This window comes from Romboutsia sp. 1001216sp1 (assembly GCF_039841805.1).
Lineage (GTDB): Bacteria > Bacillota > Clostridia > Peptostreptococcales > Peptostreptococcaceae > Romboutsia_C > Romboutsia_C hominis.
The window spans coordinates 147,977-173,125 of record NZ_JBDPHA010000001.1; the positions used below are offsets into that span (position 1 = coordinate 147,977).

General features: G+C 26.3%; 35 protein-coding genes. 13 read left to right on the forward strand and 22 right to left on the reverse strand.

What is annotated here, in order from left to right:
* Positions 1 to 159: 159 nt before the first annotated feature.
* From ABHC41_RS00770 to ABHC41_RS00800, 7 genes are all read right to left on the reverse strand, one after another.
* Positions 160 to 648 carry a CPBP family intramembrane glutamic endopeptidase gene (locus ABHC41_RS00770; protein WP_166506229.1) on the reverse strand — a complete coding sequence of 163 codons (489 nt, stop codon included), beginning with the start codon at positions 646 to 648 and terminating at the stop codon, positions 160 to 162.
* Between the two features lie 525 nt (positions 649 to 1,173).
* Complete coding sequence (locus ABHC41_RS00775; RefSeq protein ID WP_271891946.1) at positions 1,174 to 1,788, reverse strand: hypothetical protein; 615 nt, start codon at positions 1,786 to 1,788, stop codon at positions 1,174 to 1,176.
* A 95-nt stretch (positions 1,789 to 1,883) separates the two neighbouring features.
* Positions 1,884 to 2,195: a hypothetical protein gene (locus tag ABHC41_RS00780; protein ID WP_271891948.1), complete on the reverse strand. Its 312-nt coding sequence runs from the start codon at positions 2,193 to 2,195 to the stop codon at positions 1,884 to 1,886.
* A 97-nt stretch (positions 2,196 to 2,292) separates the two neighbouring features.
* Positions 2,293 to 2,382 carry a cold shock domain-containing protein gene (locus ABHC41_RS00785; protein WP_271891949.1) on the reverse strand — a complete coding sequence of 30 codons (90 nt, stop codon included), beginning with the start codon at positions 2,380 to 2,382 and terminating at the stop codon, positions 2,293 to 2,295.
* A 44-nt stretch (positions 2,383 to 2,426) separates the two neighbouring features.
* Positions 2,427 to 2,630 carry a helix-turn-helix transcriptional regulator gene (locus ABHC41_RS00790; protein ID WP_166505131.1) on the reverse strand — a complete coding sequence of 68 codons (204 nt, stop codon included), beginning with the start codon at positions 2,628 to 2,630 and terminating at the stop codon, positions 2,427 to 2,429.
* Positions 2,631 to 2,648: 18 nt separating this feature from the next.
* Positions 2,649 to 2,999: a DUF3796 domain-containing protein gene (locus tag ABHC41_RS00795; protein WP_271891950.1), complete on the reverse strand. Its 351-nt coding sequence runs from the start codon at positions 2,997 to 2,999 to the stop codon at positions 2,649 to 2,651.
* Positions 3,000 to 3,640: 641 nt separating this feature from the next.
* Positions 3,641 to 3,922, reverse strand: a complete 282-nt coding sequence (locus tag ABHC41_RS00800) for a Mor transcription activator family protein (RefSeq protein ID WP_271891951.1) — start codon at positions 3,920 to 3,922, stop codon at positions 3,641 to 3,643.
* A gap of 120 nt (positions 3,923 to 4,042) precedes the next feature.
* Here ABHC41_RS00800 and ABHC41_RS00805 point away from each other — a divergent pair, with 120 nt between their 5' ends.
* Genes ABHC41_RS00805 through ABHC41_RS00815 form a run of 3 tightly spaced genes read left to right on the forward strand, consistent with a single transcriptional unit; the run spans position 4,043 to position 4,690 of the window.
* Positions 4,043 to 4,267 (forward strand): DUF1659 domain-containing protein, encoded by a 225-nt coding sequence (locus ABHC41_RS00805; RefSeq protein WP_166505127.1) that lies wholly within the window; start codon positions 4,043 to 4,045, stop codon positions 4,265 to 4,267.
* A 29-nt stretch (positions 4,268 to 4,296) separates the two neighbouring features.
* A complete protein-coding gene (locus ABHC41_RS00810; RefSeq protein WP_195928376.1) occupies positions 4,297 to 4,524 on the forward strand; it encodes a DUF2922 domain-containing protein in 228 nt (75 codons plus the stop codon).
* Between the two features lie 13 nt (positions 4,525 to 4,537).
* Positions 4,538 to 4,690 carry a YvrJ family protein gene (locus ABHC41_RS00815; protein ID WP_195938084.1) on the forward strand — a complete coding sequence of 51 codons (153 nt, stop codon included), beginning with the start codon at positions 4,538 to 4,540 and terminating at the stop codon, positions 4,688 to 4,690.
* A gap of 18 nt (positions 4,691 to 4,708) precedes the next feature.
* Here ABHC41_RS00815 and ABHC41_RS00820 read toward each other — a convergent pair whose 3' ends face one another.
* A complete protein-coding gene (locus ABHC41_RS00820; protein ID WP_271891952.1) occupies positions 4,709 to 5,680 on the reverse strand; it encodes a hypothetical protein in 972 nt (323 codons plus the stop codon).
* Positions 5,681 to 5,956: 276 nt separating this feature from the next.
* Here ABHC41_RS00820 and ABHC41_RS00825 point away from each other — a divergent pair, with 276 nt between their 5' ends.
* Positions 5,957 to 6,391, forward strand: coding sequence for a type II toxin-antitoxin system HicB family antitoxin (locus tag ABHC41_RS00825; RefSeq protein ID WP_271891953.1), 435 nt, complete (start codon positions 5,957 to 5,959; stop codon positions 6,389 to 6,391).
* Between the two features lie 168 nt (positions 6,392 to 6,559).
* Here the strand turns inward: ABHC41_RS00825 and ABHC41_RS00830 are convergent, their stop codons facing one another.
* The 5 genes from ABHC41_RS00830 to ABHC41_RS00850 all read right to left on the reverse strand — a co-directional run bounded on the left by ABHC41_RS00830 (position 6,560) and on the right by ABHC41_RS00850 (position 11,730).
* Entirely contained in the window at positions 6,560 to 7,153 is a 594-nt protein-coding gene (locus ABHC41_RS00830; protein WP_271891954.1) for a GNAT family protein, read from the reverse strand.
* A gap of 156 nt (positions 7,154 to 7,309) precedes the next feature.
* Positions 7,310 to 7,498, reverse strand: a complete 189-nt coding sequence (locus tag ABHC41_RS00835) for a hypothetical protein (RefSeq protein WP_271891955.1) — start codon at positions 7,496 to 7,498, stop codon at positions 7,310 to 7,312.
* A gap of 352 nt (positions 7,499 to 7,850) precedes the next feature.
* Positions 7,851 to 9,197, reverse strand: coding sequence for a 6-phospho-alpha-glucosidase (locus ABHC41_RS00840; RefSeq protein ID WP_195236973.1), 1,347 nt, complete (start codon positions 9,195 to 9,197; stop codon positions 7,851 to 7,853).
* A gap of 33 nt (positions 9,198 to 9,230) precedes the next feature.
* Positions 9,231 to 10,781: a PTS transporter subunit EIIC gene (locus ABHC41_RS00845; protein ID WP_271891956.1), complete on the reverse strand. Its 1,551-nt coding sequence runs from the start codon at positions 10,779 to 10,781 to the stop codon at positions 9,231 to 9,233.
* A gap of 115 nt (positions 10,782 to 10,896) precedes the next feature.
* A complete protein-coding gene (locus tag ABHC41_RS00850; protein ID WP_195928370.1) occupies positions 10,897 to 11,730 on the reverse strand; it encodes a PRD domain-containing protein in 834 nt (277 codons plus the stop codon).
* 421 nt (positions 11,731 to 12,151) lie between these two features.
* On the opposite strand from ABHC41_RS00850, the gene ABHC41_RS00855 reads away from it, so the two are divergent.
* The 4 genes from ABHC41_RS00855 (at position 12,152) to ABHC41_RS00870 (ending at position 15,223) form a co-directional block, all read left to right on the forward strand.
* Complete coding sequence (locus ABHC41_RS00855; protein ID WP_195928369.1) at positions 12,152 to 12,631, forward strand: PTS glucose transporter subunit IIA; 480 nt, start codon at positions 12,152 to 12,154, stop codon at positions 12,629 to 12,631.
* 122 nt (positions 12,632 to 12,753) lie between these two features.
* A complete protein-coding gene (locus ABHC41_RS00860) occupies positions 12,754 to 13,728 on the forward strand; it encodes a bile acid:sodium symporter (protein ID WP_195928368.1) in 975 nt (324 codons plus the stop codon).
* A 326-nt stretch (positions 13,729 to 14,054) separates the two neighbouring features.
* A complete protein-coding gene (locus tag ABHC41_RS00865) occupies positions 14,055 to 14,768 on the forward strand; it encodes an acyl-ACP thioesterase domain-containing protein (protein ID WP_195236964.1) in 714 nt (237 codons plus the stop codon).
* 23 nt (positions 14,769 to 14,791) lie between these two features.
* On the forward strand, positions 14,792 to 15,223 hold the full coding sequence (locus ABHC41_RS00870) for a hypothetical protein (protein WP_195236963.1): 432 nt from the start codon (positions 14,792 to 14,794) through the stop codon (positions 15,221 to 15,223).
* Positions 15,224 to 15,282: 59 nt separating this feature from the next.
* Here the strand turns inward: ABHC41_RS00870 and ABHC41_RS00875 are convergent, their stop codons facing one another.
* The 4 genes from ABHC41_RS00875 to ABHC41_RS00890 all read right to left on the reverse strand — a co-directional run bounded on the left by ABHC41_RS00875 (position 15,283) and on the right by ABHC41_RS00890 (position 18,421).
* Positions 15,283 to 15,816: a permease gene (locus tag ABHC41_RS00875; protein ID WP_195236962.1), complete on the reverse strand. Its 534-nt coding sequence runs from the start codon at positions 15,814 to 15,816 to the stop codon at positions 15,283 to 15,285.
* Positions 15,813 to 16,292, reverse strand: coding sequence for a permease (locus ABHC41_RS00880; protein WP_166505117.1), 480 nt, complete (start codon positions 16,290 to 16,292; stop codon positions 15,813 to 15,815). The genes ABHC41_RS00875 and ABHC41_RS00880 overlap by 4 nt, the downstream gene beginning before the upstream one ends.
* Positions 16,293 to 16,386: 94 nt before the next feature.
* Positions 16,387 to 17,097: a tRNA threonylcarbamoyladenosine dehydratase gene (locus tag ABHC41_RS00885; RefSeq protein WP_166505116.1), complete on the reverse strand. Its 711-nt coding sequence runs from the start codon at positions 17,095 to 17,097 to the stop codon at positions 16,387 to 16,389.
* An 88-nt stretch (positions 17,098 to 17,185) separates the two neighbouring features.
* Positions 17,186 to 18,421, reverse strand: a complete 1,236-nt coding sequence (locus tag ABHC41_RS00890) for a nucleoside transporter C-terminal domain-containing protein (protein ID WP_195236961.1) — start codon at positions 18,419 to 18,421, stop codon at positions 17,186 to 17,188.
* A gap of 412 nt (positions 18,422 to 18,833) precedes the next feature.
* Here ABHC41_RS00890 and ABHC41_RS00895 point away from each other — a divergent pair, with 412 nt between their 5' ends.
* The 3 genes from ABHC41_RS00895 to ABHC41_RS00905 all read left to right on the forward strand — a co-directional run bounded on the left by ABHC41_RS00895 (position 18,834) and on the right by ABHC41_RS00905 (position 20,130).
* Positions 18,834 to 19,046 (forward strand): hypothetical protein, encoded by a 213-nt coding sequence (locus ABHC41_RS00895; protein ID WP_092926550.1) that lies wholly within the window; start codon positions 18,834 to 18,836, stop codon positions 19,044 to 19,046.
* Between the two features lie 100 nt (positions 19,047 to 19,146).
* Positions 19,147 to 19,896 (forward strand): DUF6873 family GME fold protein, encoded by a 750-nt coding sequence (locus ABHC41_RS00900; protein WP_166505115.1) that lies wholly within the window; start codon positions 19,147 to 19,149, stop codon positions 19,894 to 19,896.
* A gap of 21 nt (positions 19,897 to 19,917) precedes the next feature.
* A complete protein-coding gene (locus ABHC41_RS00905; protein WP_092926554.1) occupies positions 19,918 to 20,130 on the forward strand; it encodes a hypothetical protein in 213 nt (70 codons plus the stop codon).
* A gap of 32 nt (positions 20,131 to 20,162) precedes the next feature.
* Here ABHC41_RS00905 and ABHC41_RS00910 read toward each other — a convergent pair whose 3' ends face one another.
* The 3 genes from ABHC41_RS00910 to ABHC41_RS00920 are packed head-to-tail and all read right to left on the reverse strand — an operon-like array spanning position 20,163 to position 21,009.
* Positions 20,163 to 20,369, reverse strand: a complete 207-nt coding sequence (locus tag ABHC41_RS00910) for a hypothetical protein (protein ID WP_271891963.1) — start codon at positions 20,367 to 20,369, stop codon at positions 20,163 to 20,165.
* Between the two features lie 20 nt (positions 20,370 to 20,389).
* A complete protein-coding gene (locus tag ABHC41_RS00915; RefSeq protein WP_207733507.1) occupies positions 20,390 to 20,596 on the reverse strand; it encodes a helix-turn-helix transcriptional regulator in 207 nt (68 codons plus the stop codon).
* An 11-nt stretch (positions 20,597 to 20,607) separates the two neighbouring features.
* Complete coding sequence (locus ABHC41_RS00920) at positions 20,608 to 21,009, reverse strand: hypothetical protein (protein WP_166505112.1); 402 nt, start codon at positions 21,007 to 21,009, stop codon at positions 20,608 to 20,610.
* Between the two features lie 268 nt (positions 21,010 to 21,277).
* Here ABHC41_RS00920 and ABHC41_RS00925 point away from each other — a divergent pair, with 268 nt between their 5' ends.
* Together ABHC41_RS00925 and ABHC41_RS00930 are read left to right on the forward strand one after the other, a co-directional pair.
* On the forward strand, positions 21,278 to 21,997 hold the full coding sequence (locus ABHC41_RS00925) for an ABC transporter ATP-binding protein (protein ID WP_166505111.1): 720 nt from the start codon (positions 21,278 to 21,280) through the stop codon (positions 21,995 to 21,997).
* Positions 21,994 to 23,106, forward strand: coding sequence for an ABC transporter permease (locus tag ABHC41_RS00930; protein WP_271891966.1), 1,113 nt, complete (start codon positions 21,994 to 21,996; stop codon positions 23,104 to 23,106). The genes ABHC41_RS00925 and ABHC41_RS00930 overlap by 4 nt, the downstream gene beginning before the upstream one ends.
* Before the next feature lie 58 nt (positions 23,107 to 23,164).
* On the opposite strand, the gene ABHC41_RS00935 is transcribed toward ABHC41_RS00930, so the two are convergent.
* The gene (locus ABHC41_RS00935; protein WP_271891968.1) at positions 23,165 to 24,118 is read right to left on the reverse strand and encodes a hypothetical protein; all 954 of its coding nucleotides are present in this window, start codon (positions 24,116 to 24,118) and stop codon (positions 23,165 to 23,167) included.
* Positions 24,119 to 24,254: 136 nt separating this feature from the next.
* The gene (locus ABHC41_RS00940; protein WP_166505108.1) at positions 24,255 to 25,064 is read right to left on the reverse strand and encodes a transporter associated domain-containing protein; all 810 of its coding nucleotides are present in this window, start codon (positions 25,062 to 25,064) and stop codon (positions 24,255 to 24,257) included.
* Positions 25,065 to 25,149 lie beyond the last annotated feature (85 nt).

Genomic DNA, 25,149 nt, shown 5'->3' on the forward strand with positions numbered 1-25,149 from the left:
AGGGGTTATACTCCTGCTTTTGTTGTTAAAATAATTTATAAAATCAACATTGGTTTAAAACAGAGCCAATACAATAAATACAGTTAATCAAAGTAATTAAAATAATCAGTTTTCTATATAATTTTAAGGCAACCTCTGTTTATAGTATTAGATAAAATTTTATGCACATTGTTTAAAAAACTTTTTCTTATCTAAATAAATAATGACTATTATAGCTACAATTATTACAATAGTTTCACAAATACCTCCTTCAGGTCCAAACTGTCCACCTGACAATGAGGGATTTCCAACCAGGTTTAAATCAAATAGTGTACCAACAGAAGTATTAGTTCCACTAACTTCAAACCCAAATATATTTCCCATAAAGAAATTCCAAGAACAGTGAATGCCACAAGCCCCCCAAAGGTTATTAGTTTTTAGAACATAAAGTCCAAATAAAAATCCTGTTAAAACTAAATTTATAACCGCTATATAGCTAACATTTGGATTAAGTAAATGCATAAATCCAAAGTAAGTAGATGATACAATTAAACCAACCCATACATTGTACTTAGCACTTAAAACATTCATAAGCCATCCGCGAGTTACAATTTCTTCGGCAGAACTTTGAACTATCCATCCAATTAGTATTATACTTATATACTTTATAGCAGATCATATAGTAACATATAAAATTAGATTCCTAAGAACTAAAAATATTTTTAAAATTCAAAAATAGGAACATCTCTATGCTGAGATATTCGCTTAAATTTACACTATTGTATTAAGTTTATCTATGGGTAGAGTCAGCATTTTGAGTATTTACAATGTTAATCAAAGTACTGACTTTATATCTTTAAGTAAGTAACTATTCTAAAAGTGGGAAAGTATAGGTTTTATGCAACTACAAGATTATATTATATAATTAGAATGAATTGACATTAGAAACTAAAATATTATGGTATATTTTTCTATATTTAGCATTGCAAAGTAAAGTCTTTGAAAAATAAAGTTAATATAGTTTTTAAAAAAATACAAAAGAGTATATCTAATGAAATATAGTTATTTCAAAGGATATACTCTTTTGTATATACAGCTATTCCGAAAATCTAAATTTCGGGATTAGTGATTAATTTTATGTATTAAGAATTATAATTAAATAAATATAGATTATCTGATTTATACTTAAACATTCTATTTTAGAGGTTTAGAATATATGTCTTTTAAATAGTTAAGCCTATCAAGCATTTTATTTAGATTTGCTTCAACATTTTTTTGATTTTTCTTTCCTTCATAACCTAATTCTTTGTTTACATCAAATTCATCATCTACTGCATCAGCATTAACTTTAATTGTTGCAGACATAACTTTCCATTTCCCATTTATTTTTGAAAGATATACTACATAATCATTTCCTGCCCCGGCTTCATTTGTTTTCCCAGTATTTTCATCTTTAAAAGAGTAATATTCCTCTATATAAACATTAACTTTTACACAGTTTCCAGAGCTCACAAAGTTTCCATAATCAAATTTAAAATTTTGAGAAAGTACTTTTTTATAATTTGTTTTATTATTAGTAGCTTTTACAGTATTTCTTGCTAATAGATATTTCTTTAATTGTTCATTTCCAACTGTTGAGAAATCATTCTTTCCTCCATTATAATTGTAATCATCTTTGATAAAAGTTTCCAATACTTCTGTTATAGAACTTCTTTCAAAAATAGCATGTTTATATACATATACACTAGAAATAAGAAGAATTGATAACCCTAGCAAAAGAATAAACCGTTTGTTTTTCGCCTTTATCATGTGATAACCTCCATATATATATAACTAGTCTTAAAGTAAAATTTTAAGACTACTTACTTTAGTTTCGGGGAATAATTATTTTATTTACTAAGTTTTTAAACACCCGAGTTATATGCAATAACATATAGCATAGGAATTGTTATATATGTGATTGCTATTAAGCAATAATGAATTACCATATTTATATTTTTATTTATTATCCAATATATTACTAATAAAAAGCAATATATTAAAAATACACCTGCTACCATTATAGGAATATTATATGGGTAATCATAAACTGTTGCCATTATAGGAACCACATATAGATTGTGGTCTATAATCCAATTAGGTACTGATACAGAGGAGAGAGCTAAAATTCCTGCTATAATCCAATCTACCATCTTCCAGTCTTTATACTTACTCATTTCTGAATTCACTCCATTCAAGTTAGCTTATTTACTAATTTTACCATAAATAAATTAAATCCACAAAAAATGACTAGCAATTTCTAATCATGAAATTCTAGTCATTTTTGTGTTTTTTATGTATATCTACTGATATAAAACCAAATCCTTTTTCATTGTCAAACCATTTTGCTATTCCTTTATTCATTAAAAATACACCTGTGAACCTATTTCTACGTTTCTCTAAATTTATTAAAATTCAAAAATAAATAATTCTTCAATGGGAGTATTTAACTCCCTTGAAATTCTAACAGCTAATTCAAGTGAAGGATTGTATTTTGCATTTTCTAAACGAGCTATAGTTTCTCTTCTAACACTAACTTTATTAGCTAATTCTTCTTGAGTTAACTCATTAAATTGACGATATTTCTTTAAATTACTAATAAACTTTGCCATAATATTTACTTCCCTAAATCAAATTTGTAAGTTAAAAACGCCCATAAATTCATTGATATTGCAAAAGTAAGTGCTACTATTAATATTTTGTAGTCTATAAAGTGTTAGTAAATCTACTGTATATAACTGAATTAATACACTTGATACAATTGCTATAGCAAAACATGCAGGAAATACTATAGAAGCTGCTCTATGTTTATTGTAAATTAATCTCTCATCTTCACAATCACCTAGCTTGTACCACCAATAATTAACTAATTGACCAAAGAAGGCAAAATATAGAAGTCCTAGTGGGTCACCGTTTAATTCTTTAAAACCTAAAAATCCAAAAAGTGCAAAAAAAATTGAATACTTGTTTAACTCTTTCATAAATAAATCCCCCTTTATATATGTGATATATTTATATCTATATATTACATATATATCACATTGATTTTTATATTATGATTGAAATTAAAAAATATATTTTACATTTAAAATTATAATAATTAACTAAATTAATTTTATCTTCTAAAGTTATACTTTTTAATATAATTTAGCATACCTACACTATTTCCTTCTTTTTCTTCTTTATCTTATTCTTTTTCTTCTTCTTTTTCTTGTCCTATATTTTAATACGAGTCGTTAAAATTTTTTTCACTACTTGTTAACGATTGGTTATACGTATAGTGGTACGACTCGTTACAATTTTAAAACAAATAAAACTTAGTATATAAATATAAAAAGGAAGGAATCAATCTTATTTTGAATTTCCTTCCTTCATTAAACCTTAAACCTATTTTATCTAGTCCCCAATAAATTTAATAAATAATTTATTATAAATTTATCTTATTAGTTAAAACATCATATCCTGTGTATGCTAACGCTAGTGATGCCGTTAGTAGTCTTTCATGACCAAGTGGGGTTATTGTAGCATCTGCTAATTCTTTTTCCTTAATTTCAGTAATCCCAAGAGCTCTTAAATTTTCATTAAATAATAATTCTTTAATATAAATCCCCCCTTTATTTAATTAGCTTTTTCTAATTAATTTAGCTGTTGTTATATCTTCTTTTAGTATTCTTTTTATATGAGTAACACTCATATTATACTCTCTAGCTAAATTATTTACATTAAACCCATTGTACTTTTTAATAATCTCTCTATTTCTAGCATTTTTTATAGCGCTAGTATATGTTGGTATATAAACATTACTTCCTCCATACATTCTAGCTATTTCTAAAAACTTCTCCTTACCTACTATTTCAAGTAGCATCTCTAATCTTTCACTAACATCTTCACTTTTTATCTTCATATTCTCCTCCTAAACAAAATTTGTACACTTATGTTTTAACTACATGTGTTTAATTTTAAGTACTATCTAATTATAAGTAAGGGAAGTTACTTATAGTTTAAATTTAAAGGGGGAATGAAAATGGCAGTAACTATAACTAAAAATCCATCATATTTAAAGCTTAGATTTGATTGTGGAAAAGATGATGAAACTGGTAAAACAGTAGTAAGAACAAAGTCTTACTCAAATGTAAATCCAGATGCAACTGATCAAGATGTATATGACGTAGGGACTATATTATCATCACTTCAAAATCAAACATTACTTGAAGTGGCTAAAGTTGATAACAATACTTTATCAGCTTAGTATTAATTATAATTTTAAGGAGGTATGCTATGGAAATCAAGAAAAAATTAATTATGTCTTTTAAAACTTTATCTGGTAAAAAAATATCTATATCAGTTGATGACCCTAGAGAAAATTTAACTGAATCTGAAATAAAAACAGCTATGACTACTATATTATCTAAAAATATATTTAAGGTAAATGGTGAGGATTTAGATTCTTTAGTTGAGGCTAAAGTTGTTGAGACTGGCACTACTGAATACGATTTAGTATTATAATATAGGTTATATTATGGAATTTGATATACAAACTTTAATATCTAATATTGGATTTCCTATCACTTTGTCTATGTATTTACTTATACGAATTGAAGGAAAGCTATTAAATCTTACTGATAGTATTAATAATTTATCTAAAAATATATTAAGTATAAAAAAGGGATGAATTTCATCCCTTTTTATTTTAACTCTTTTTCTTCTCTAGGCATTTTTCAGGGTAAATATAGATTAATTCCCATTTACCATCTTTACCTTTTTTATAATCAGCTATTTTTATATCAACACCATTAGTTAACTGGTAAAATAAAACATAGTATTCACTTCCATCTTTATCCTTAAAATAAACTCTCTTTTCATATCCTCCTTCCTTAACATCTATATCACCACTAACTAAGGAACACCAATCTCCATACTCAATGGCAACAAAACTCTTTGCATCATATGACCACCCATGATAAGGTGCACACAAATAGTTTTCAGCTGTATATTTTATATCTTTAATTTTATATTGTCCATTTTCATTGTCTAAATAAATATATCCATAATAATATGCAAATAATCCCTTTTGCTCCTTAGAGCCTTCTATTACCTCTAGCTCAACAAAGTACTTAATTTCATTAGGATTATTCTCACTTGGCGGCACTTCATTTAGCTTTATTAAATTAATATGTAGCTTGTTTTCAAATGATTTTAAATAATCTTTATATGAATATTTTTCTTTATAAGAGTCTGATAAAAAGTTATATGAAACAGGATAAGGACCCTTTGCTTCACCTAATGTACCACATCCAGTGTTTGTACCTTTAGTAGGATTTGCTGCTTCTCTTAAAACACTAAAATAGTTTATTATAGTGTCCCTTGGATTTTCTAGAAGCTTTTTAGGTAATTTTACATCAGAAGGTTTGCCATTGTAGATATTGTAAAGTGAAGTTTCTATTCTATCGTTTAATATAGGCATATTAGATGGTCTAAAAAATCTTTCTAGGCTATAATACTCTTCACTATTATCAACATCATGCTCATATTCTACTTTTCTTTCTTTTATATATTTTCCACCTAGTATTAATTTATCATGGTTTCTTTCTTCGCATTTACCTATTATAGGTGTGCTTATTAGTGCTATTGTAATTAAAAATATAGCTTTAATTTTAAACATAGTTGTCCTCTTTTCATTTCTTAGTAAGTTCATTACTATGTTTAACAAATAGAATTGAATTTATTATTAAATTTATAAAATAAATAAAATTCCCACCTCAAATATAATTATTTATAAATCTTAATTTATATATTGGATTATTTTGGATTCACATATTTACACGTATTTAAATACGTGTTATTGTATATGTAAAATAATAAATTAAAATAATTAACTTTAAACCCCTTTTGCTTTATATATTAACAAACCAACTATTATCAAAGGAGAAAATAAAAAATGAAAAAAGATTTTTATACTTATATAGCCGTAGTATCTTTAGAAAAAGATGATTCACGTCCTGATGAATATTATGCAGCATATGTCCCAAATTTCGGTGAAGTATATACAGATGGTGAAAACTTAGAAGAACTCTTAAAAAATATAACTGAATGCTTAGAATTTGGAATATATGGAAGAGAAAAAGACAATGAAGATTTACCAGATCCAATAAATCCTATTGAATATAAAGATAAGTTAAATGATAATGAGTTTTTAATGTCTGTAAATGCAATAATGCCTAGAGTTAGAAAGGCTTTTGATAATATATCTATAAAGAAAACTTTAACTATTCCACAATGGTTAAATATAGAAGCTATGAAACAAAATTTAAATTTTTCTCAAATACTACAAGATGCTTTAAAAAAAGAACTTGGAATAGTAGAAAAGTATTAATATTTAAATAATTTTTAAAAATATATTCACTATTCTTATTATACTTTTTATAAAATTTATGATATAATGTTAAATGTTCAATTTTAATACAGATACCTTTCTGTGTTAAATTTGTTTTCTGTGTTAAAGCTGGTAGGATTTTTTCCTGCCAGCTTTTTATTTTTCCTGTTATATGAATTCTTCAATGCTCTCAAATTTAAGTATGTCACTTTTTAAATTATCCCAATCTTTTTTTAATAAATCCATATACATTACATCTGCAAACTTACCATATCGACTATCAAAATAAGCCTCTCTAATTATACCAATTTCTTTAAAGCCTAATTTTCTATATAATTGTTGTGCTCTTTTATTATCACTCATAGTAGTCAGCTCTATTTTATTTATATTTAAGAACTTGAACATAAAATCTATAAAGTGATATAAAGCATCTACTCCATTACCTTTACCTTGCTCTTCAATATTGCATATTTTTATGCCTAACTCAGCTTTCTGATTCCTACTATCCCAATTAGAATAATTTATTTCCCCTATCGGAACCAAAGTATCTTTTTTACAAATAATAAATCTTTTAGAATTTGGAAACATTTTTGTATCTTCAATATCTTTTAAAATGCTCTTCTTTATTGATTCCTTACTCTGTAAAGTTCCAAATACATGAGTAGCATGTTCCATCATATCTCCATCATTCCACCATTTATATAAGTATTCTTCATCTCCTAGTTCCAATTGTCTTATTATTAAATTTTTGCTATTAATCACTTTGCTTATCCCCTTTTAATAAAAATTTTATAATAAACACTGCTACATAAAATTTTACATATTAATTTAATATCCTTTAATAACTTATAAGAAAATTAGTGTACATAAAAATAGATGTTTTCGTGAACATTCATATTTATAACCTTTTTACACTCTTTATTTATTATCTAATTTACTAAGTATTAGTTTAGTACAATAAATTATGGTAAATATTATAGTTGCAAACATTGATACATATATCCCAAGCTCTCCTAATACAGAATTTAAAATCATATTTACAACAAACAAACATACCAAAACTATACCTATAGTAATTAATAATGAATATAGTATTTTTTTATCCAAACTATCACCCCTTATCTCATATTTACTATCCATCGCCATAGTAATCAGCAAAGTATAAAATTCCTTTTTTTACTACTTTATAATTGCTAAGTATCCCTTGGGTTGCTTTTTCTACTGGTGGATTAGTTAACGTATAACATTTTGCCTTTTACCTTTCTAAAAACTCTTTGTCTATTTTGTTGTGAAATTCATCATCAACTATATGTGTCGTAATGGCTTCTATAAAATATCCCCTGCAATTTTTGAATACTTATATTATAGCTTAATATTAGTATAATACATTTAAAAAACAACATCTCTTTTAAACATATAAAATAAAAAAGGGAATGAAATACATTCCCTTTTTTATCTATTATTTTAATGTTGGCCAGAAATCTTTATTAGCTTCTATCATATCATCTAATATAGCTTTTGCAGTATGAGCAGAACCTATAGTCTTATTAACTATAAATGCCTCTAATACTTTTTGATAAGAACCAGTTATAGCTCCTTCTACTAATAATTTTTCTGAAGCTAATTGTTCTTCTATTAATCCTTTATAGAAATCTCCTATTGGCTCTCTAGATATAACTTGTGGACCATCCTTTGTTATATATGCTGGCACTTCAACCATAGCATCATATGGTAAGTTTGGTATAGTACCTTTATTTTCTACTATTACTAAAAACTTTTTACCTGTATCATTTTTAAGTGCAACAGCTAAGTCCATTATAAAGTTACCATGTTCACCATGATAGAATGTCTTTTTGTCCATTTCTCCTGTTTCTAAATACTTTTCAACACCTTTAAATAAATTAGACTCTCTTCCATCCATTACCTCATTTGCTCTAGTTCTATCTTTATTAGATTGAGATACTACAAGATCTGATAATAAGTAGTATTGAAGGTAACTATTTGGGAAATACTCAGGCATTAATTCAACCATTGTTTTCATATTAGCCCAAGTTTTTAACCAAGAAGCATCATTGTGTCTTATTCCAGCTTCTTTTGCTTGTTCTATCTTTTGTATTATATCTTTTGATAATAATGTTCCATTTTCAATTACATAGTCTTTTGCCTCTTTAAGTATATCTCTTCCTTGATACTCTAATTTTGTAAACCATCCAAAGTGGTTAAGCCCAAAGTAGTCATACTCCATTTCATGAGCATTTATATCTAGACATTGTCCTATTTGGTCAAGTATAGCTATTGGCATATCACATATATTTATTATTCTTGCATCCGGTCTTAATCTTCTACAAGCTTCTGATACTATTGCAGCTGGATTTGAGTAGTTTAATATCCAATGATCTTTTTTAGCATATTTATTTGCATAGTCTATAACTTCTATCATTGGGAATATTGTTCTAAGTCCATATGCAAGACCACCAGCTCCACAAGTTTCTTGACCTACACATCCATGCTTTAAAGGTATTTTTTCATCTTGTTCTCTAAGTGCATATTTACCAACCCTCATTTGAGCAAATATAAAGTCTGCATCTTTAAATGCTTCTTCTGGTTCATTTGATAATGTTAATTTAGTATCTACATTACACTCTTTTATTATATAATCAACTATTACCCCTACTTTATCTTGTCTTTCTTTATCTATATCATATAAAACTACTTCATCAACTTTTAAATCCTTATTTCTAAGTACTATTGATTTTACTATTCCTGGAGTGAATGTACTTCCCCCACCTACTATTGTTATTTTCATATTTAATTCCTCCCTTTATATTAATTTAATACATTAGCTTGCTTTTATTGTTTGTAAGTATTTATCCACTAATTGTCTTACAGATGATACTTGAAGACCAAATATTATTTGGATATTTTTACCCTTTTTAACTATTCCACTATTTTCAACTTTATTTATTAAATCATCTTTTATTAAAGATTCATCCTTTATTTCAACTCTTAATCTAGTAAAACAGTTATCAACATTAACAATATTATCTATTCCACCTAATCCATCAACTATATAAGATACATCTATATCATTATTTACTTGATTTAGCTTTTCTTCTTTACTTTCTTTTTTATCTTCTCTTCCTGGAGTTTTTAAATTTAATTTATTTATTAATACTCTAAATAAAGCGTAGTAAAGACCAAGTTGAGCTATACCAACTGCAAAGAAAATTGGCCAGTTAGTTTTATCTACTCCTGCTGCTAAGTTCATTATTATTACATTTATTATTCCGCCCCCAGCAATTGAAGTAACATCTAAAACGTAAAGTGTAGCAAGTGCTAAACCTGTAAGTAAAGCATGTACTACTAAAAGTATTGGTGCTGCAAATAAAAATGCAAATTCAAGTGGTTCTGTTATTCCAACAAGTACTGAAGTTATTGTAGCTGGAAGTAATATTGATTTTACTTTTTGCTTATTTTCAGGCTTTGCACAATGATACATTGCAAGAGAAGCACCAACTAATCCAAACATCTTAGATATTGATGTTGCTTGGTATATTATAGATGTTGAGAATTTCGTAATTTCTGGATTATTCATTTCCATCATTGCTATTGGCATTGCACCTGCATATATTTTACCACCAACTTCTACAACTCCACCTAAGTCACTAAATAAAAGTGGTGTGTATACTAAGTGATGAAGACCTGTTGGTACTAATATTCTATCTAAGAATCCATAAGTAAACATTCCAAGTGCTCCTGAATCTGATATAAATCCAGTTGTTTTAGATATTACCCCTTGAATTGATGGCCATACAAATGTCAAACCTACTCCTAAAAATATTGCTATTGGTATAAGTGTTACTAATGTAAATTTTGTACCTGAATACATCTGCATTGCACCTTTAAACTCTTTATCACAAGTTCTGTTATATATAAATCCTACTAAACATCCTATTAATATTCCTATAAATACTCCCGTATCTAATACTTGAACTCCTAAAACTAATGCTTGTCCTGAACCCATAAGATTTTGAGGATCTACTAATTTCCCCATCATACTTAACATTGTGTTCATTGATTTTAGATATGTAAAATATATCATTAATGATATAAGTGCTGCTCTATGCTTGTCTTTTTTAGCATATGCTGAAGCTATTCCTATTGCAAATATAATACCTAAGTTTTCTATTATAAACATCATAGATGAATATAATATATTCCCTAACATTTGAAATGGTGCAGCTTTTAGAAATGGTATAAAATTACTTATAGTAGGATTTACTATTAAAACCCCAAATGTAGTTATTAGACCTACTATAGCTAAATACATAAGTGGCTGTACCATAGCCTTTGAAAAACCTTCTGTTATCTTAAGAATTTTTTCTTTCATATTTTAGTCCCCCTAATTTTATTTTCATAAATAAATAAGGCAAGAACCAAACTACAACTATCTAAAGTCATAATCTAGGTCTTGCCTTATTTAAAAGTAACAATCCATCGTATTATTAATTTTTACTACTTACTTTTTTTATATGTAATATTAAATATATTATTTCCTGCTTTGAAAGGGTATAATTAAATGATCGTTCTGTGTATTTAGATATTTTATCTACACAATTTTTTTCTTCTTTATACTTACTTACAATCATATTATATATATCGTCATCTTCTAATTTTAGCTGTTCTTTTTTAAATACTCTTTGAGAAAAGAACTTTAAATGAGTTACTAGCCTTATATAATCAAGTGAATCTTCATTAAAATCTAAATTAAAATGAGTTTTTATAATTTTTAATATATCCTTTGTTAATATAGTTATATTCATAGTGTTATACATTTCTTCTCCAAGAGATGCATTAACTATATGAAGTGCTATAAATGCTGCTTCATCCTCAGGAAGTTCTATGTCTAACTTGTCTTTAATTAAATTAATAGACCACTGTCCTAATCTATATTCATCTTTGTATAATGTTTTAATTTCCCAAATCATAGGATTTTGAAGTACAATATTTTCTTTAAATCTATCTACTGCAAATACTATATGATCTGTTAAAAGTACATATATAGATGAATTTAATTTTTTCCCTAATACATCTTGAGCATGCTTTACTATTTCCTCTGTTATTAAAAGATACTCACTTGGTGTATTTTCTAATAGTTCTATTAATTTTTGATTTTTTGAAGGATTATCCATAGTAAATATTTTTTCTATATTATCTTTATCTATAAGGTCCCCTGGCTTTTTTTTAAAACCTATACCCCTTCCCATAACAACTGCTTCTTTACTTTTGGAATCAAGTACGGTTACAACATTGTTATTAACAATCTTGTCTATAATCATATTTTACCCCCTAATTCATAAGTCTATAAACTCGGATGTCTTTTAACTATATAACATTTATCATTAAAATAAAAAAATCTATACCAAGTCTAACGTAATATCGCGACTCAATATAGGTTTTGCCTTCTAAAAGTAACAATCCTTTTTCGTATTTTAACTTTTTATTATGTCTATATTATATATGCCACAGGAAAACATTGTCAATATATTTTTATAGAATTTTCTTAAATTTATTTTTATTTATTCAATTGACAATTTTTACATATATTTGCTAGAATCTAAATAAACGTGTTACTGTTAAATCAGGCATAAGTTTATTTGATAAACTTATGCCTTTTTTTATTATTAAATAAAATAATATATATTTTTTATAAATTATAATATGAAAGGATGGTGAGGTTCCTACTTTAGGAACTAACTTATGTTTAGTATATTTAAAAAGAAAAATTTGGCTTTAAAAGCACCTATATCAGGGAAAGTTATAGATTTATGTAATGTTCCAGATGAAGTTTTTTCAAATAAAATGTTAGGGGATGGAGTTGCTATTGATACTACTGGAGATGTTGTAGTTGCTCCTTGTGATGGTACAATTGAACTTATAATGGATACTAATCATGCTTTTGCTATGAAAAGTAATGATGGTTTAGAATTGTTAGTTCATGTTGGTATTGATACAGTTACTCTAAAAGGACAAGGATTTAAACTTTTACGTAAAGTTGGTGATAAAGTTACTGCTGGTACTCCTATTTTAGAGCTTAATAGGCAAATTTTTATTGATAATAATATATCTTTAATTACTCCAGTAATAATTACTAATAATGATGCATTAAAAGAACTTAATCCTATGATTGGATCAGATGTTAAACATGGTGATGATAATATAATTGAATATAAACTTTAGATAAAGAGGAACGAATCGTTCCTCTTTTATTTTTCCATTTTTTATATTTTAATTCTTCTTAATAAACAGTTGCAATTGATAATAAATATCTATAAAATTGTAAATATATAAGGAGGTTTAAAATGGACAATATTAATAAATTTCAAAGTTTGATTATATTATTGATGGTTTTAATAGGAATAATACTCGGGCAAATAAATATTATACAAACCTATTCTGAATATTTAATTATGCCTTCTTTGATAATAATGTTATTTTTAGTATTTATACAAATACCATTAAAAGATATTACAAAATCATTTAAAAATATAAAGTTTACATTAACAGCAATACTTATAAATTTTGTATGGACACCTATTTTAATATTCTTTTTAGGGAAATTTTTCTTACAAAATAGTCCAGAGCTTTTAATTGGATTTATAATGCTTATGGTAACACCTTGTACTGATTGGTATTTAATATTTACAGCTATAGCAAAAGGTAATGTTGCATTAGGAGCATCAATTTTACCACTAAACTTTATGCTTCAATTACTACTGCTTCCTGTGTATGTATTTTTAATTGGAGGCTCAAGTGTAAACATAGATGCATTAAGCCTTACTCAAGGAATGGTTGTAAGCTTATTTATACCTCTTTTATTAGCTACTATTTTTAGAAAAATTACAATTAATAAAAAAGGTTTAAGTTATTTTGAAGAAAATATATCTCCAAAGGCTTGTGATTACCAAGGTTATTTTTTAAATTTAGCAATAATTTCAATGTTTGCATCTCAAGGTAAAGTATTACTTAAAAATCCTCAAGTGCTTTTACAGCTTTTACTACCAGTACTACTATTTTTTATAATTAACTTAGTTATTGGACAAGTTGTTGGTAGAAAAATAAAATTAAGTAAAGAGGATAATGTTGCTTTAAGCTTAACTACTTTAGCTAGAAACTCACCTATAGCACTTGCAATAGCAGTTTCAGCCTTTCCTAATGAACCTTTAATATCATTAGCACTTGTAATAGGCCCTTTAATAGAATTGCCTGTGTTGTTTTTAGTATCTAAAATATTATTAAATATTAACAATAAAATAAATGCAAAAAATATATATTAAAAGCTAGGAGGAACGAATCGTTCCTCCTTAGCTTTTATATCTATATAAAATACATATTAAGTTTAATAGTTTCAATGCTACCATAAACTTCATTAATAGCTTTATCAACATCTTATTTATTGAAACCTATGAAAAAAACTTATTTTTATTTCTCAAACAACATCTTATTGAATTAACTATACTTAATAATAAAATTTACAAATTTAATGAAATCATTTTGTGATTGGAAGGTAATTGAATATTATGTATAATACTACTTAGGTCACAATTATTATAATGTGAAATTAAGCTAGAAATAGATATATTAAATAGAAAGGTGAATATTTATGATATACTGCAGTAACTATAAAATTGGTTTAGAAGATATAGGAATAAATAATGAAGCGACTAATAAAGCACTTCTTACAATAATGGAAGACGTAGCAGGGCTTCACAGTGCATCTGTAGGCTATGGAGTTTTAGAAATAGAAACTAAAAAGAGAGTATGGATGCTTTTGGATTGGAAGGTGAAGGTCATAAAAAGACCTAAATATAATGATGATATAAAGGCAGAAACATGGTCAAGAAAAGTAGAAAGACTCTATGCATATCGTGATTTTCAGCTTAAGGATAAAGAAGGAAATATAATTGCAATTGGAACATCAAGATGGATATTTGTTGATACAGATAGAAGGAGACCAGTAAGACTTACAGCAGATATTGCAGATTTATATGAATCAGAAACAGATAAAAATGTATTTCCAGAAAAAATAGAAGATATTGAATGTGAAGATTACCTTTTCAAAAAGGACTACTATATTCAAAGAAGAGACATTGATATAAATGAACATATGCATAATTTAAGCTATCTAGATATGGCCTATGAAATTTTACCAGAGGATATTTATAAGAATAAAGTTTTTGACAATATAAGAATAGTATACAAAAAAGAAATATTATATGGCGAAAAGATTGAATGTTATTATGAAGAGCAAAACAATAAGCATATTATTACAGCAAAGACCGAAGATAAGATAAATGCTATAATAGAATTGTCATAGAAACATAATAGAAAGGACTTAAAATGGAAATCTATTTACCAAAAATAATAGCTAATTCACCAACTAAGCTACCTATACTTGAGAAAACAATACTTTACTATATAATAGACAAAGCCTTTAAATCTAAAAATGAAAATACTAAAAATTTAAGCTTAGAAATTAATATAAATGAAATAATAGAAATTATAAAAAATACATCAATAGAATGTATTGATGTAGTATTTCAAACTAAACAAGCTATAAATAATCTTAAAAACATAAAGTTAAGTTTAGTAGATAATGGTTTTCATATAAAGCTTAAACCAATTGAAAATATCTCTTTATACGCTTCAACAGTTTATGTTGACTTAAATCCAATAGTTATAGAATATTTAGACCAAATCCTATTTGGAAACTACATTAAATTTGACCTACTTAAAAATTCTATAGTTAATAAAACTAAAACCTTTATATAAAATTTTATATTAAAATAAAAATACCAAATATAATCATAAATATATTTGGTATTTTTATTTTAACATTCTACTCTCTTTTTAAAAAAAGTTTTTTTATTGTATAAGTAATCAACCAAATAACCCATAACAATAACTCCAACTATATCAATTACAAGTCTAACAAGAGTAAACTCATATCCAATAGCACTTATTTCAAATGTCAACGTAGAAATCTTAACAACACACCAAGCATTTAAAAATATAATTATATTTGAAAACCTAACTCCTTTATCCATAAGAACTTTGGCAAAAGGAAATGCTGCATACATAGGACCTGCTGCAAAACAAGCTAAAGCAAAAGATAAAAATATACCAAGTAGCCCTGATTTATTTCCCATATACTTAATAAAATACTCTCTAGGAACCCACTCTTCCAAAAGAGAAAGTAAAATCATAACCCCTGGAAGTATCCCTAACATTTGTAAAATACTAGATTTTACGTTACTAAAAATACTAGCCCCCAAATTATTATTAAAAAAATATATAAATATGCAAATAATAAATCCAATAAGTACATATTTATATCTATTTAAAATAAATTTTATATTTATCATCCTAAAATTCCCCCTACAAAAGAAGCTACTACAAAAGCAAATAAAAATGCTACAACATTTCTATAAAAAGCAGCCTTCTTTCCTATAAATTTTGATTCTAGTGGAAGTGTTAGTATTCCAACCATAGTAGAAGTTGATATAAATGCTGCTACTTGTGCATATCCAGCCCCACTTTTAAGTAGAGAATCCCCCACTGAAAAAGCTACAAATGTAGGCATCATAGTAACTGCACCTATAACTGATGATATAGTTGTTCCAATAAATTTTGATTCTTCGCCAATAAGCTTTGATATAGACTCTGTGTCTAATACAGATAAGATTATAGCAATTATAATTACAATAAGAAAAAATTGAGGCATTATCGCTTCTAATGATTTCACACCTTTTACAAAAGCACTTTTTGTTTTTTTTGAATCTCTTATAAATGAAAAAATAAATAAAATAATACACATTAAATAAATAATAAAATTAATCAAACATACTCCCCCCGTAGCCATGCTATAATTAGAATTTAATTATAATATGCAATATTTATTATCATTGCCACTTAAAGAAATTATAGAAAAAATTCTATTTATTATTTAACAAATCTCTAACAACTTCAGATGCTATAATAAGACCTCCAGAAGATGACATAAAAGATATACTTCCAGGAATTATTCTATGACCATCTGATATTTTTTCTTTTAACTCTAAAGGGTTTTCACTTGAAAAAACTACTTTTAAATGATCAATATTTCTGTCCCTTAATTCTTTTCTTACTACTTTAGCTAGAGGACAAGTATGAGTTTTTGAAATATCACTTACTTCTATTTTTGTTGGATCTAATTTATTGCCCATACCCATAGAACTAATTATTGGTATATTTCTTTTTTTACACTCTTCTATTAAATGAATTTTAGATGATACCATATCTATTGCATCTACTACATAATCATAATCATCATTAATTATTTCTTTGCTAGTATCTTTATTAAATATAGTATTTATAGCTTTTATATTTAAGTTTTTATTTATATCTAAAAGCCTTTCTTTTACTACTTCTACTTTGTCTTTGCCTAATTTTGAGTTAAGCCCTGGTAGTTGCCTATTAAAATCACTTTCACAAACTTTAGCATAATCTACTATAGTTATATTTCCTATTCCAGCTCTTACTAAAGCTTCTACACAAAAGCTTCCTACTCCCCCTACTCCTATAACTAGAATATTTGAATTTTTAAGTTTCTCTAATCCATCTTCACCTATTAAAATGGCTGTTCTTTTTATAAATTTATTTTCCATTTTAACTCTCCTTTTTATTTATATCTTAATTAGTATAACAAAAAAAGAAGGAACGATTCGTTCCTCCTTAATAATCTTATTTATTTAATTATATAGCTATTATTAATCCAACTACTAATGCACTTAGTACACTAACGAAGAATCCACCTAACATTCCTTTGAATGCTAATTTAGCTAATAAACTTCTCTTTTCTGGACAGAAAACTGATATTCCTGATATACATATACCCATACTTGATATATTAGCAAATCCACAAAGAGATATTGCCATCATAAGACCAGTTCTGTAGTCTAAGTTTGGTAACATTGTACCTAATTGTCCAAAAGCAACGAATTCATTTAATACTAACTTACTTCCTAAAAGCTGAGAAGCTGTTAATATCTTGTCTGTAGGAAGACCCATTAATGCTCCTATTGGTGCAAATATATATGATAATATTTGTTCTAATGATAATCCTACAACTCCTAATATACCATTAACAAGTGCAACTAAAGCTATTATAGCTATAAGTGAAGCACCTATACCTAATGCCATTTGAAGCCCGTCATTAGCACCTTGAGATATTGCAGATATAAGGTTTGGATTATCCCCTTTATTATCTATGCTTATTTCTTCTTTAGAACCTTCATGTTCATGACCCTTAGCTACAAATTCATGTTCAACTTCTGTTTCTGGAAGTATTATCTTAGATACTATTATACTTCCAAGTGGCACTAATGCTCCACCTATAAGTAAGTATTCCATAGGTATTCCAAGACCTGCATATCCCATTAAAACAGTTGCAGACATACTACCCATACCAGATACTAAAACTAACATTATTTCACTTTTAGTCATTCCTGATAAGTACTTTGAAACTAATATTGGAGATTCAGTTTGTCCTAAGAACATATTAGCAACAGCAACGAAACTTTCTACTTTAGAAGTTCCAAGTACTTTACCTATAACCCCACCTATTGCTTTAACAACAGCTCCTATTATACCTAAGTAGTATAATGCAGCTACTAACGCTGATATAAATATTATGTTACCTAAAACTTGTATACCAAATATCATTCCTGTTGGAGCACCTGAATCTGCTAGTGGCCCAAATACAAATGATAAACCTTCAAATCCATAACTTAAAGTAGCAGTTACTACATCAGATACCTTTTGTAGTGCAGCTCTTCCAAGTGGGAATTTTACCAGTAAAAATGCTAGGATAAATTGTATTATAAATGCTTTAGCTATCATCTTTTTATTTATTGCTTTTTTATCAGATGATAATAGATACAATATTCCTAACAAAATAATTATGCCTAGTGCATTTATTAGTATTGTCATATTTTCTCGCCCTCTACTTTTGTTTAATTTCTGATAAATTTAGTTTATTTATCTAGTCTAAGTATTTATAATATGCACTTCTTAAAAATTAAATATTAGAAGCCTTGCCCCACACATATCATTTTTCAATACTTTTCGACAATTAACAAAACTTTATTTACCAATATAATTAAAATGTAAATGTTATTTTTCTTTAATATTATAACCTTTTCTTATTTATTATGACAAGACTTTTATTTTATTTATTAATTATTTATTTACATTTTTATATATATTACCCATTTGTATATATATTACCCATTTTTAATCTTTATATTATCTAAATTTATAACAATTTAATCTAAGTATTAGTATAAAATATATTAGCTTGCATATACTTTTAATATATAATTTATTATCAAAGGAGTATAAAATGAAAAAAAACTCTAACAAAAAACATGATAATTTATCATTTTTAAATCATTTTGATGACCAATACAATCAAATAATAGATAATAACGACGTTTTTGAAAGTTCTGATAGTGAAACTACTGATTTAATAAATTTTAGAGTAATAAATACAAATAACTCTTATCCATCTCAAGATCCTAATATTTATGAAAGTAATAGTGAAGATAACAAATAATAAAGTTACTTAAAAGGCATGTAAAAACATGCCTTTTAATATTGTAAAATATTAAATTTTTATGATAAGCTAAAATTATTATATATTTAGGAGAAAATTTATGAAATTTATAAAAGATTCTTTTATAGTTAATGACTATGTTAAATTAGCAATAGTAGACAAAAGAATTACTCCTACTATGGAGAAAAATTTAAGAGCTAGAGGTATAGATTTAATAAAAACAATTGGATGTAAAAATTCTTATGATGCTATAAAGTTTCATCCAGATATAAGTATATTTAAATTAAATGATGAAAATATAGTTGTATCTCCTGATGTCTATGATTATTATAATGATAAATTAAAAAAGTATAACTTTAATGTCATAAAAGGAAATCTACCTATAGAAAGTAAATATCCAAACAATATACAATACAATGTTTGCTTGTTTGGAAAGTATGCTATTCATAATTTTGATTATACAGACAAAAACATTTTAAAGTACATAAAAGAAAATAATCTTACTATGATTAATGTAAATCAAGGATATACAAAATGTTCAGTATGTATTGTTGATGAAAATTCTATTATAACTTCAGATGAAGGTATATATAAAGAAGTAATAAAACACAATATTGATTGTTTACTTATATCTAAAGGAAATATTGATTTATTTAATATGAATTATGGATTTATAGGTGGATGTAGCGGACTTATATCTCATAAAGAATTAGCTTTTTACGGTAATATCAAGCTTCACCCTGATTATGATAAAATTTATGATTTTGTTAAATCTAAAAATAAAGAAATTATTTCTTTAAGTGATGAAAAATTATTAGACTTAGGCTCTTTAATACCTATTATGTACTAAATTTTGAAAGGTGTGACATATTTGAGCGTTGATAAATTAAAAATAACCTTTAATAATGGCTTTACTAAAATAGTAGAAAGAAATAACATTAAAAACTTTAATGCCCTACTTGATTGGATGGACAAATTTAATTCTAATCAATATGTAAGTTTACTTACTGTCTCTGGATTTGAACTTGGTAGTTCTATATCTTTAGATAAAAATAATATAAAATCTATAGAAATAATAGATTAATAAAAAGAGGACTTAAAAGTCCTCTCTTTTATTTATTTAATTATAAAAGATATTATACCTATAACTATACATAAAACTCCACCTAAAAATTGTCCTAGCCCAGATGCTTCTCCCATTAATATTAAATTAAATATGTTTTTATCTGCTTGGCTTTTTCCAAAAAATGCATCATCAGTTTTCATTCTATGTATTCCCCAAAGTGTTAAAATTATTCCAAAAATTATAAATGCTATTCTCATTATTTTCATTTCTCCATTTCTTATTTGTCCCCATCATCAAATATAAATGCTTCTTCAATCGATAAATCAAAAACTGAAGCAATTCTATATGCAAGTAAAACAGATGGGTTATATTTTTGTTTTTCTAAAGATATTATTGTTCTCGAAGATACATATACCTTATCAGCTAATTCTTGTTGTGTTAATCCATGTTCTAACCGTAATTCTTTTACTCTATTCCTCACCAAATCACTCCTAATTAAATCCTACTATTATAATATTTTCTAGCTAAAAATTCAGTGACCATGAAAGATATTATTATAATTAATAAAGCATTATCAGTTTGAATTTTGACCCAGTTTGAAATGAACATAGTAAGTAGGATTATAGCTATTAAAACCCTTAAAGTAAATTTAGCAACTTTACCATCTATTAAGTCATCTCTTTCATCGTACTTTCTTGAAAATTCTTTATCTATTTCTTCTTTATTTACTTGATATTTAATGTTAGAAGCAATAGATAATATAAAAAGAATTCCACCTATAATTGCGGTTAAATATCCAAAATTTACTTCTATAGATGAATTAATTACCATTTCGATAATTCCCATTAGAATAATTATTACTGATATAATAACACGTTGTATAAATTTATCCTCCAAATAGTTCACCTCTAAATATTATAATATTTAATTTTCATGTGAAGTTTATTTCACATGAAGTTAACTTCATATTACATATTTTGTAGAAAAATGTCAATACTTATTTCTCATTTGGAATAACTTACATAAATATATATTATTTTAAATTAAACTTATAAATTTATTTTTATATGAAAATTTTAATTATCCTTAAGTTTTCTAACTTTATTGTAATTGTAGTATAATCATTAATAAGCACAGTACATACTAAAATAGAAAGGAGTATTTTATGAATATTGTTGAAGTTTCAAATATATCTAAGAAACTATCTAAATCTATAATTTTAGATGATTTAAGCTTAGATATAAAAAAAGGTGAAATAGTTGGTCTTATAGGACCTTCTGGTGCTGGTAAAACGACTTTTGTTAAAGCTATAATAGGTATGGAAAAAATAGATAGCGGATTTATAAAAGTATTTAATAAACCCATTCCTAATTTAGATGTATTACAAAACATAGGATATATGGCACAGTCAGATGCTTTATATGAAGATTTAAGTGCAAAAGAAAATTTAGATTTCTTTGGAAAAATATTTGGATTAAATAAATCTAAAATAAAAGAAAGAATAGATTATACTTCAAAATTAGTTAATCTTGAAAATCACCTTTCTAAAAAAGTTAAAAGTTTTTCAGGAGGTATGAAAAGAAGACTATCACTTGCTATATCTCTAATTCAAGACCCTGCTCTTTTAATATTAGATGAACCTACTGTAGGTATAGACCCTCGCCTTAGATTTGATATATGGAATGAGCTTTATAACTTAAAAAATGAAGGAAAATCTATAATAGTAACAACTCACGTTATGGATGAAGCAGTAAAATGTGATAGATTAGCTTTAATAAGGGACGGTAAAATAATTGCTACTGGTACTCCTAATAATTTAATAAAAGAATTTGAAGTTAATACTATAGAAGAAATATTTTTAAAATTAGGAGGTGAAACTAAATGAGAGTTAAAGCATTAGCAATTAGAATTATAAAACAAACTATAAACGATAAAAGAACCCTAGCTCTTATGATGTTTGCACCTCTTATAGTTATGTCTTTAGTATATTTTTTATTTAATTCAAGTAAAGATGTAAAACTAAATATAGGTGTTTATAATACTAATAGTGAATTTAATGATAACTTAAAGGAAACAGATTTAAATATACTAAATTATTCAAATAAGGATAATATAAAAGATAAAATATTAAAAGATGATTTAAGCGCATTTATATATTTAGATGATAATACTTTAAATGTTACTTATGAAAATAGTTCTCCTCAAAATAGTAAACAGATAGAAGCTAAGATAAATGCTACATTAGCAAAAGACGAAATGATTAATATTAAAAATTCACTTAGCTCATATCAAAAGCAATTTGCCTTTTCTAAAAATACACCTAACTTAAGCACTAACTTATATATTAGCAAAGTATCTGTTAAAAATAACTATATATATGGAGATAAAAATTTATCTTACTTTGATACTTTAAACCCTATACTAATTGGATTTTTTGTATTCTTCTTTGTATTTTTAGTATCAGGTATATCTCTTTTAAAGGAAAGAACTTCAGGTACATTAGACAAACTGCTTTCTACTCCAATTAAAAGAAGTGAGATTATAAGAGGTTACTTACTAGGTTATGGATTATTCTCAGTTATACAAACTATAATTTTAGTACTATTTTCTGTATATATACTAAATATAAAAATAGTTGGAAGTGTATTTTTAGTAATAATTATAAATATATTAATAGCCTTTGTAGCATTAACTTTAGGTGTTTTAATGTCTACTTTTGCAAATTCAGAATTTCAGATGATGCAATTTATACCAATTATAATAGTTCCTCAAATATTTTTTACAGGAATAATTCCAGTAGAATCTATGGCTAATTGGTTACAAGTTTTATCTAGATTTACACCATTATACTATGGTTCTAATGCACTTAGTGGTGTAGTCCTAAAAGGATATACCTTTAATGATATATATATGGATATAATTATATTGCTACTATTTGCTATAATACTTTCATTATTAAATATAGTAGGTCTAAAAAGATATAGAAAAATATAAAATTAATTTTTTAATCAAATAAAGCGTACCTTATAAAATTATAAGGTACGCTTTATTTTTAGTCTACTCTTCTAAATTTAAATCTAGTTCTTTCATCAGCATTTACTGCCCTTGCTACTAGTCTAGCATCATTTTCTCTAACTCTAACAAAGTATCCATTAGGTGCCCTTAATACATATTCTCTATCACCTGTTCTATATATTGTAAACTCTGTAGCTCCTCTTCTATCAGTATCTGCAATTAAAAAATCTCTATTATCTACTCTTACGAAACTTCCTCCTGCTTCTCTTATTCTTGCTTTATTACCATCTATTATAAGTCTAAATGTATCACCGCTATTAGCATTTTGAGCTGTTGCATATAAAAAAACATCTCTACCAATTACTACAAATTTATCGTCAAATACTGACTTTATCTTTACTCTTGACCTTTCATTACCACTATCAGGCTGTGGCTTTGACTTTAGTTGTTGTTGTTGTTGCTGTGGTTGTGGTTGCGGTGGCATGCTTGGTAAACCAACTTGTCCTGGGGATCCTCCTTGAAATTGTTGATTTGTTCCTTGATTTTGGGATCCCCCTGGAAATTGTTGATTTACGCCTTGATTTTGAGATCCTCCTGGAAATTGTTGATTTGTTCCTTGATTTTGAGATCCCCCTTGAAATTGCTGATTTGTTCCTTGATTTTGAGCCCCTCCTGGAAACTGTTGATTTGTTCCTTGATTTTGAGATCCTCCTGGAAATTGTTGATTTGTTCCTTGATTTTGGGACCCACCTGGAAATTGTTGATTTGTTCCTTGATTTTGAGATCCTCCTGGAAATTGTTGATTTGTTCCTTGATTTTGAGACCCACCTGGAAATTGTTGATTTGTTCCTTGATTTTGAGATCCTCCTGGAAACTGTTGATTTGTTCCTTGATTTTGAGACCCACCTGGAAATTGTTGATTTGTTCCTTGCCCTTGTAAAGATTTATTATTCATATTATTTTTATTCATATTGTCATTATTTAATTGCATGTAAAATCCCCCTAGTTGATTTTTTTATTTTGTATATGTATATGACAATATATAATTAAAAGTTACTCTATTATGTATATCAAATAGATACTATTATTTTTTATAATATTATAAAAAGGTGTAGAATAATCTACACCTATAATATACTTATTTGAATATCTTCTATTCTTCTTTTATTAATTCTTATTAATTTAAGAATTAACTTCCCTAAATTAATCTGTATGTCTTCGTTCTCATTTGGAATCTTTCCTAGCTGATTTATAATATAACCATTTAAGGTGTCATAATCTCCTTCTTCAATGTTAACATTAAATATTTCGTTAAAGTCACTTACACTTAATACTCCTTTAACCATAAAGTTGTTGTCATCTATCTTCTTGATTTTATCATGGTGTAAATCACTTTTGTCATAAGTTATACCCTTGATCTCACAGATTAAATCTTCCATACTTACTATGCCTGAAAATGCTCCATATTCATCTATTAATATAAATAAATTATCATTTTGTGAATCTATTGAATTGAATAATTCACTTACATTTTTAGTTTCTGGTATGAAACATGGTTTATGAAGAATCTTTCTTATGTCTATATTTTTAAATCCTTCTTTTCTAGCCTCAATCATTAAATCTTTTACATGTAAGACTCCTATTATATTGTCTACATATTCTTCGTATACAGGTATTTTCGAATAATTTATTATAGATATATCATCTAATATAGTATCTATATTTTCATTTACATCTATTAAAAATGCATCTTTACTTGATACCATAATTTCTCTAGCTACTTTATCGTTTAATTCAAACTTACTATCTACAGCTAGATTATCTAATTCATTATTTTCTTTTTTACCTGTTATAATGTGAATAATATTATTTATAAAGTCCTTCACATTTTTAAAAATTGATTGTAAGATGGTCCTTTCGGGTTCAGGTTCTAACATACTCATATCTCCTTTAAATATAAATTTTTAAATGATTTTATCACAGTTAATTATATAAGTCAATTTACCTATAGTATATACTATG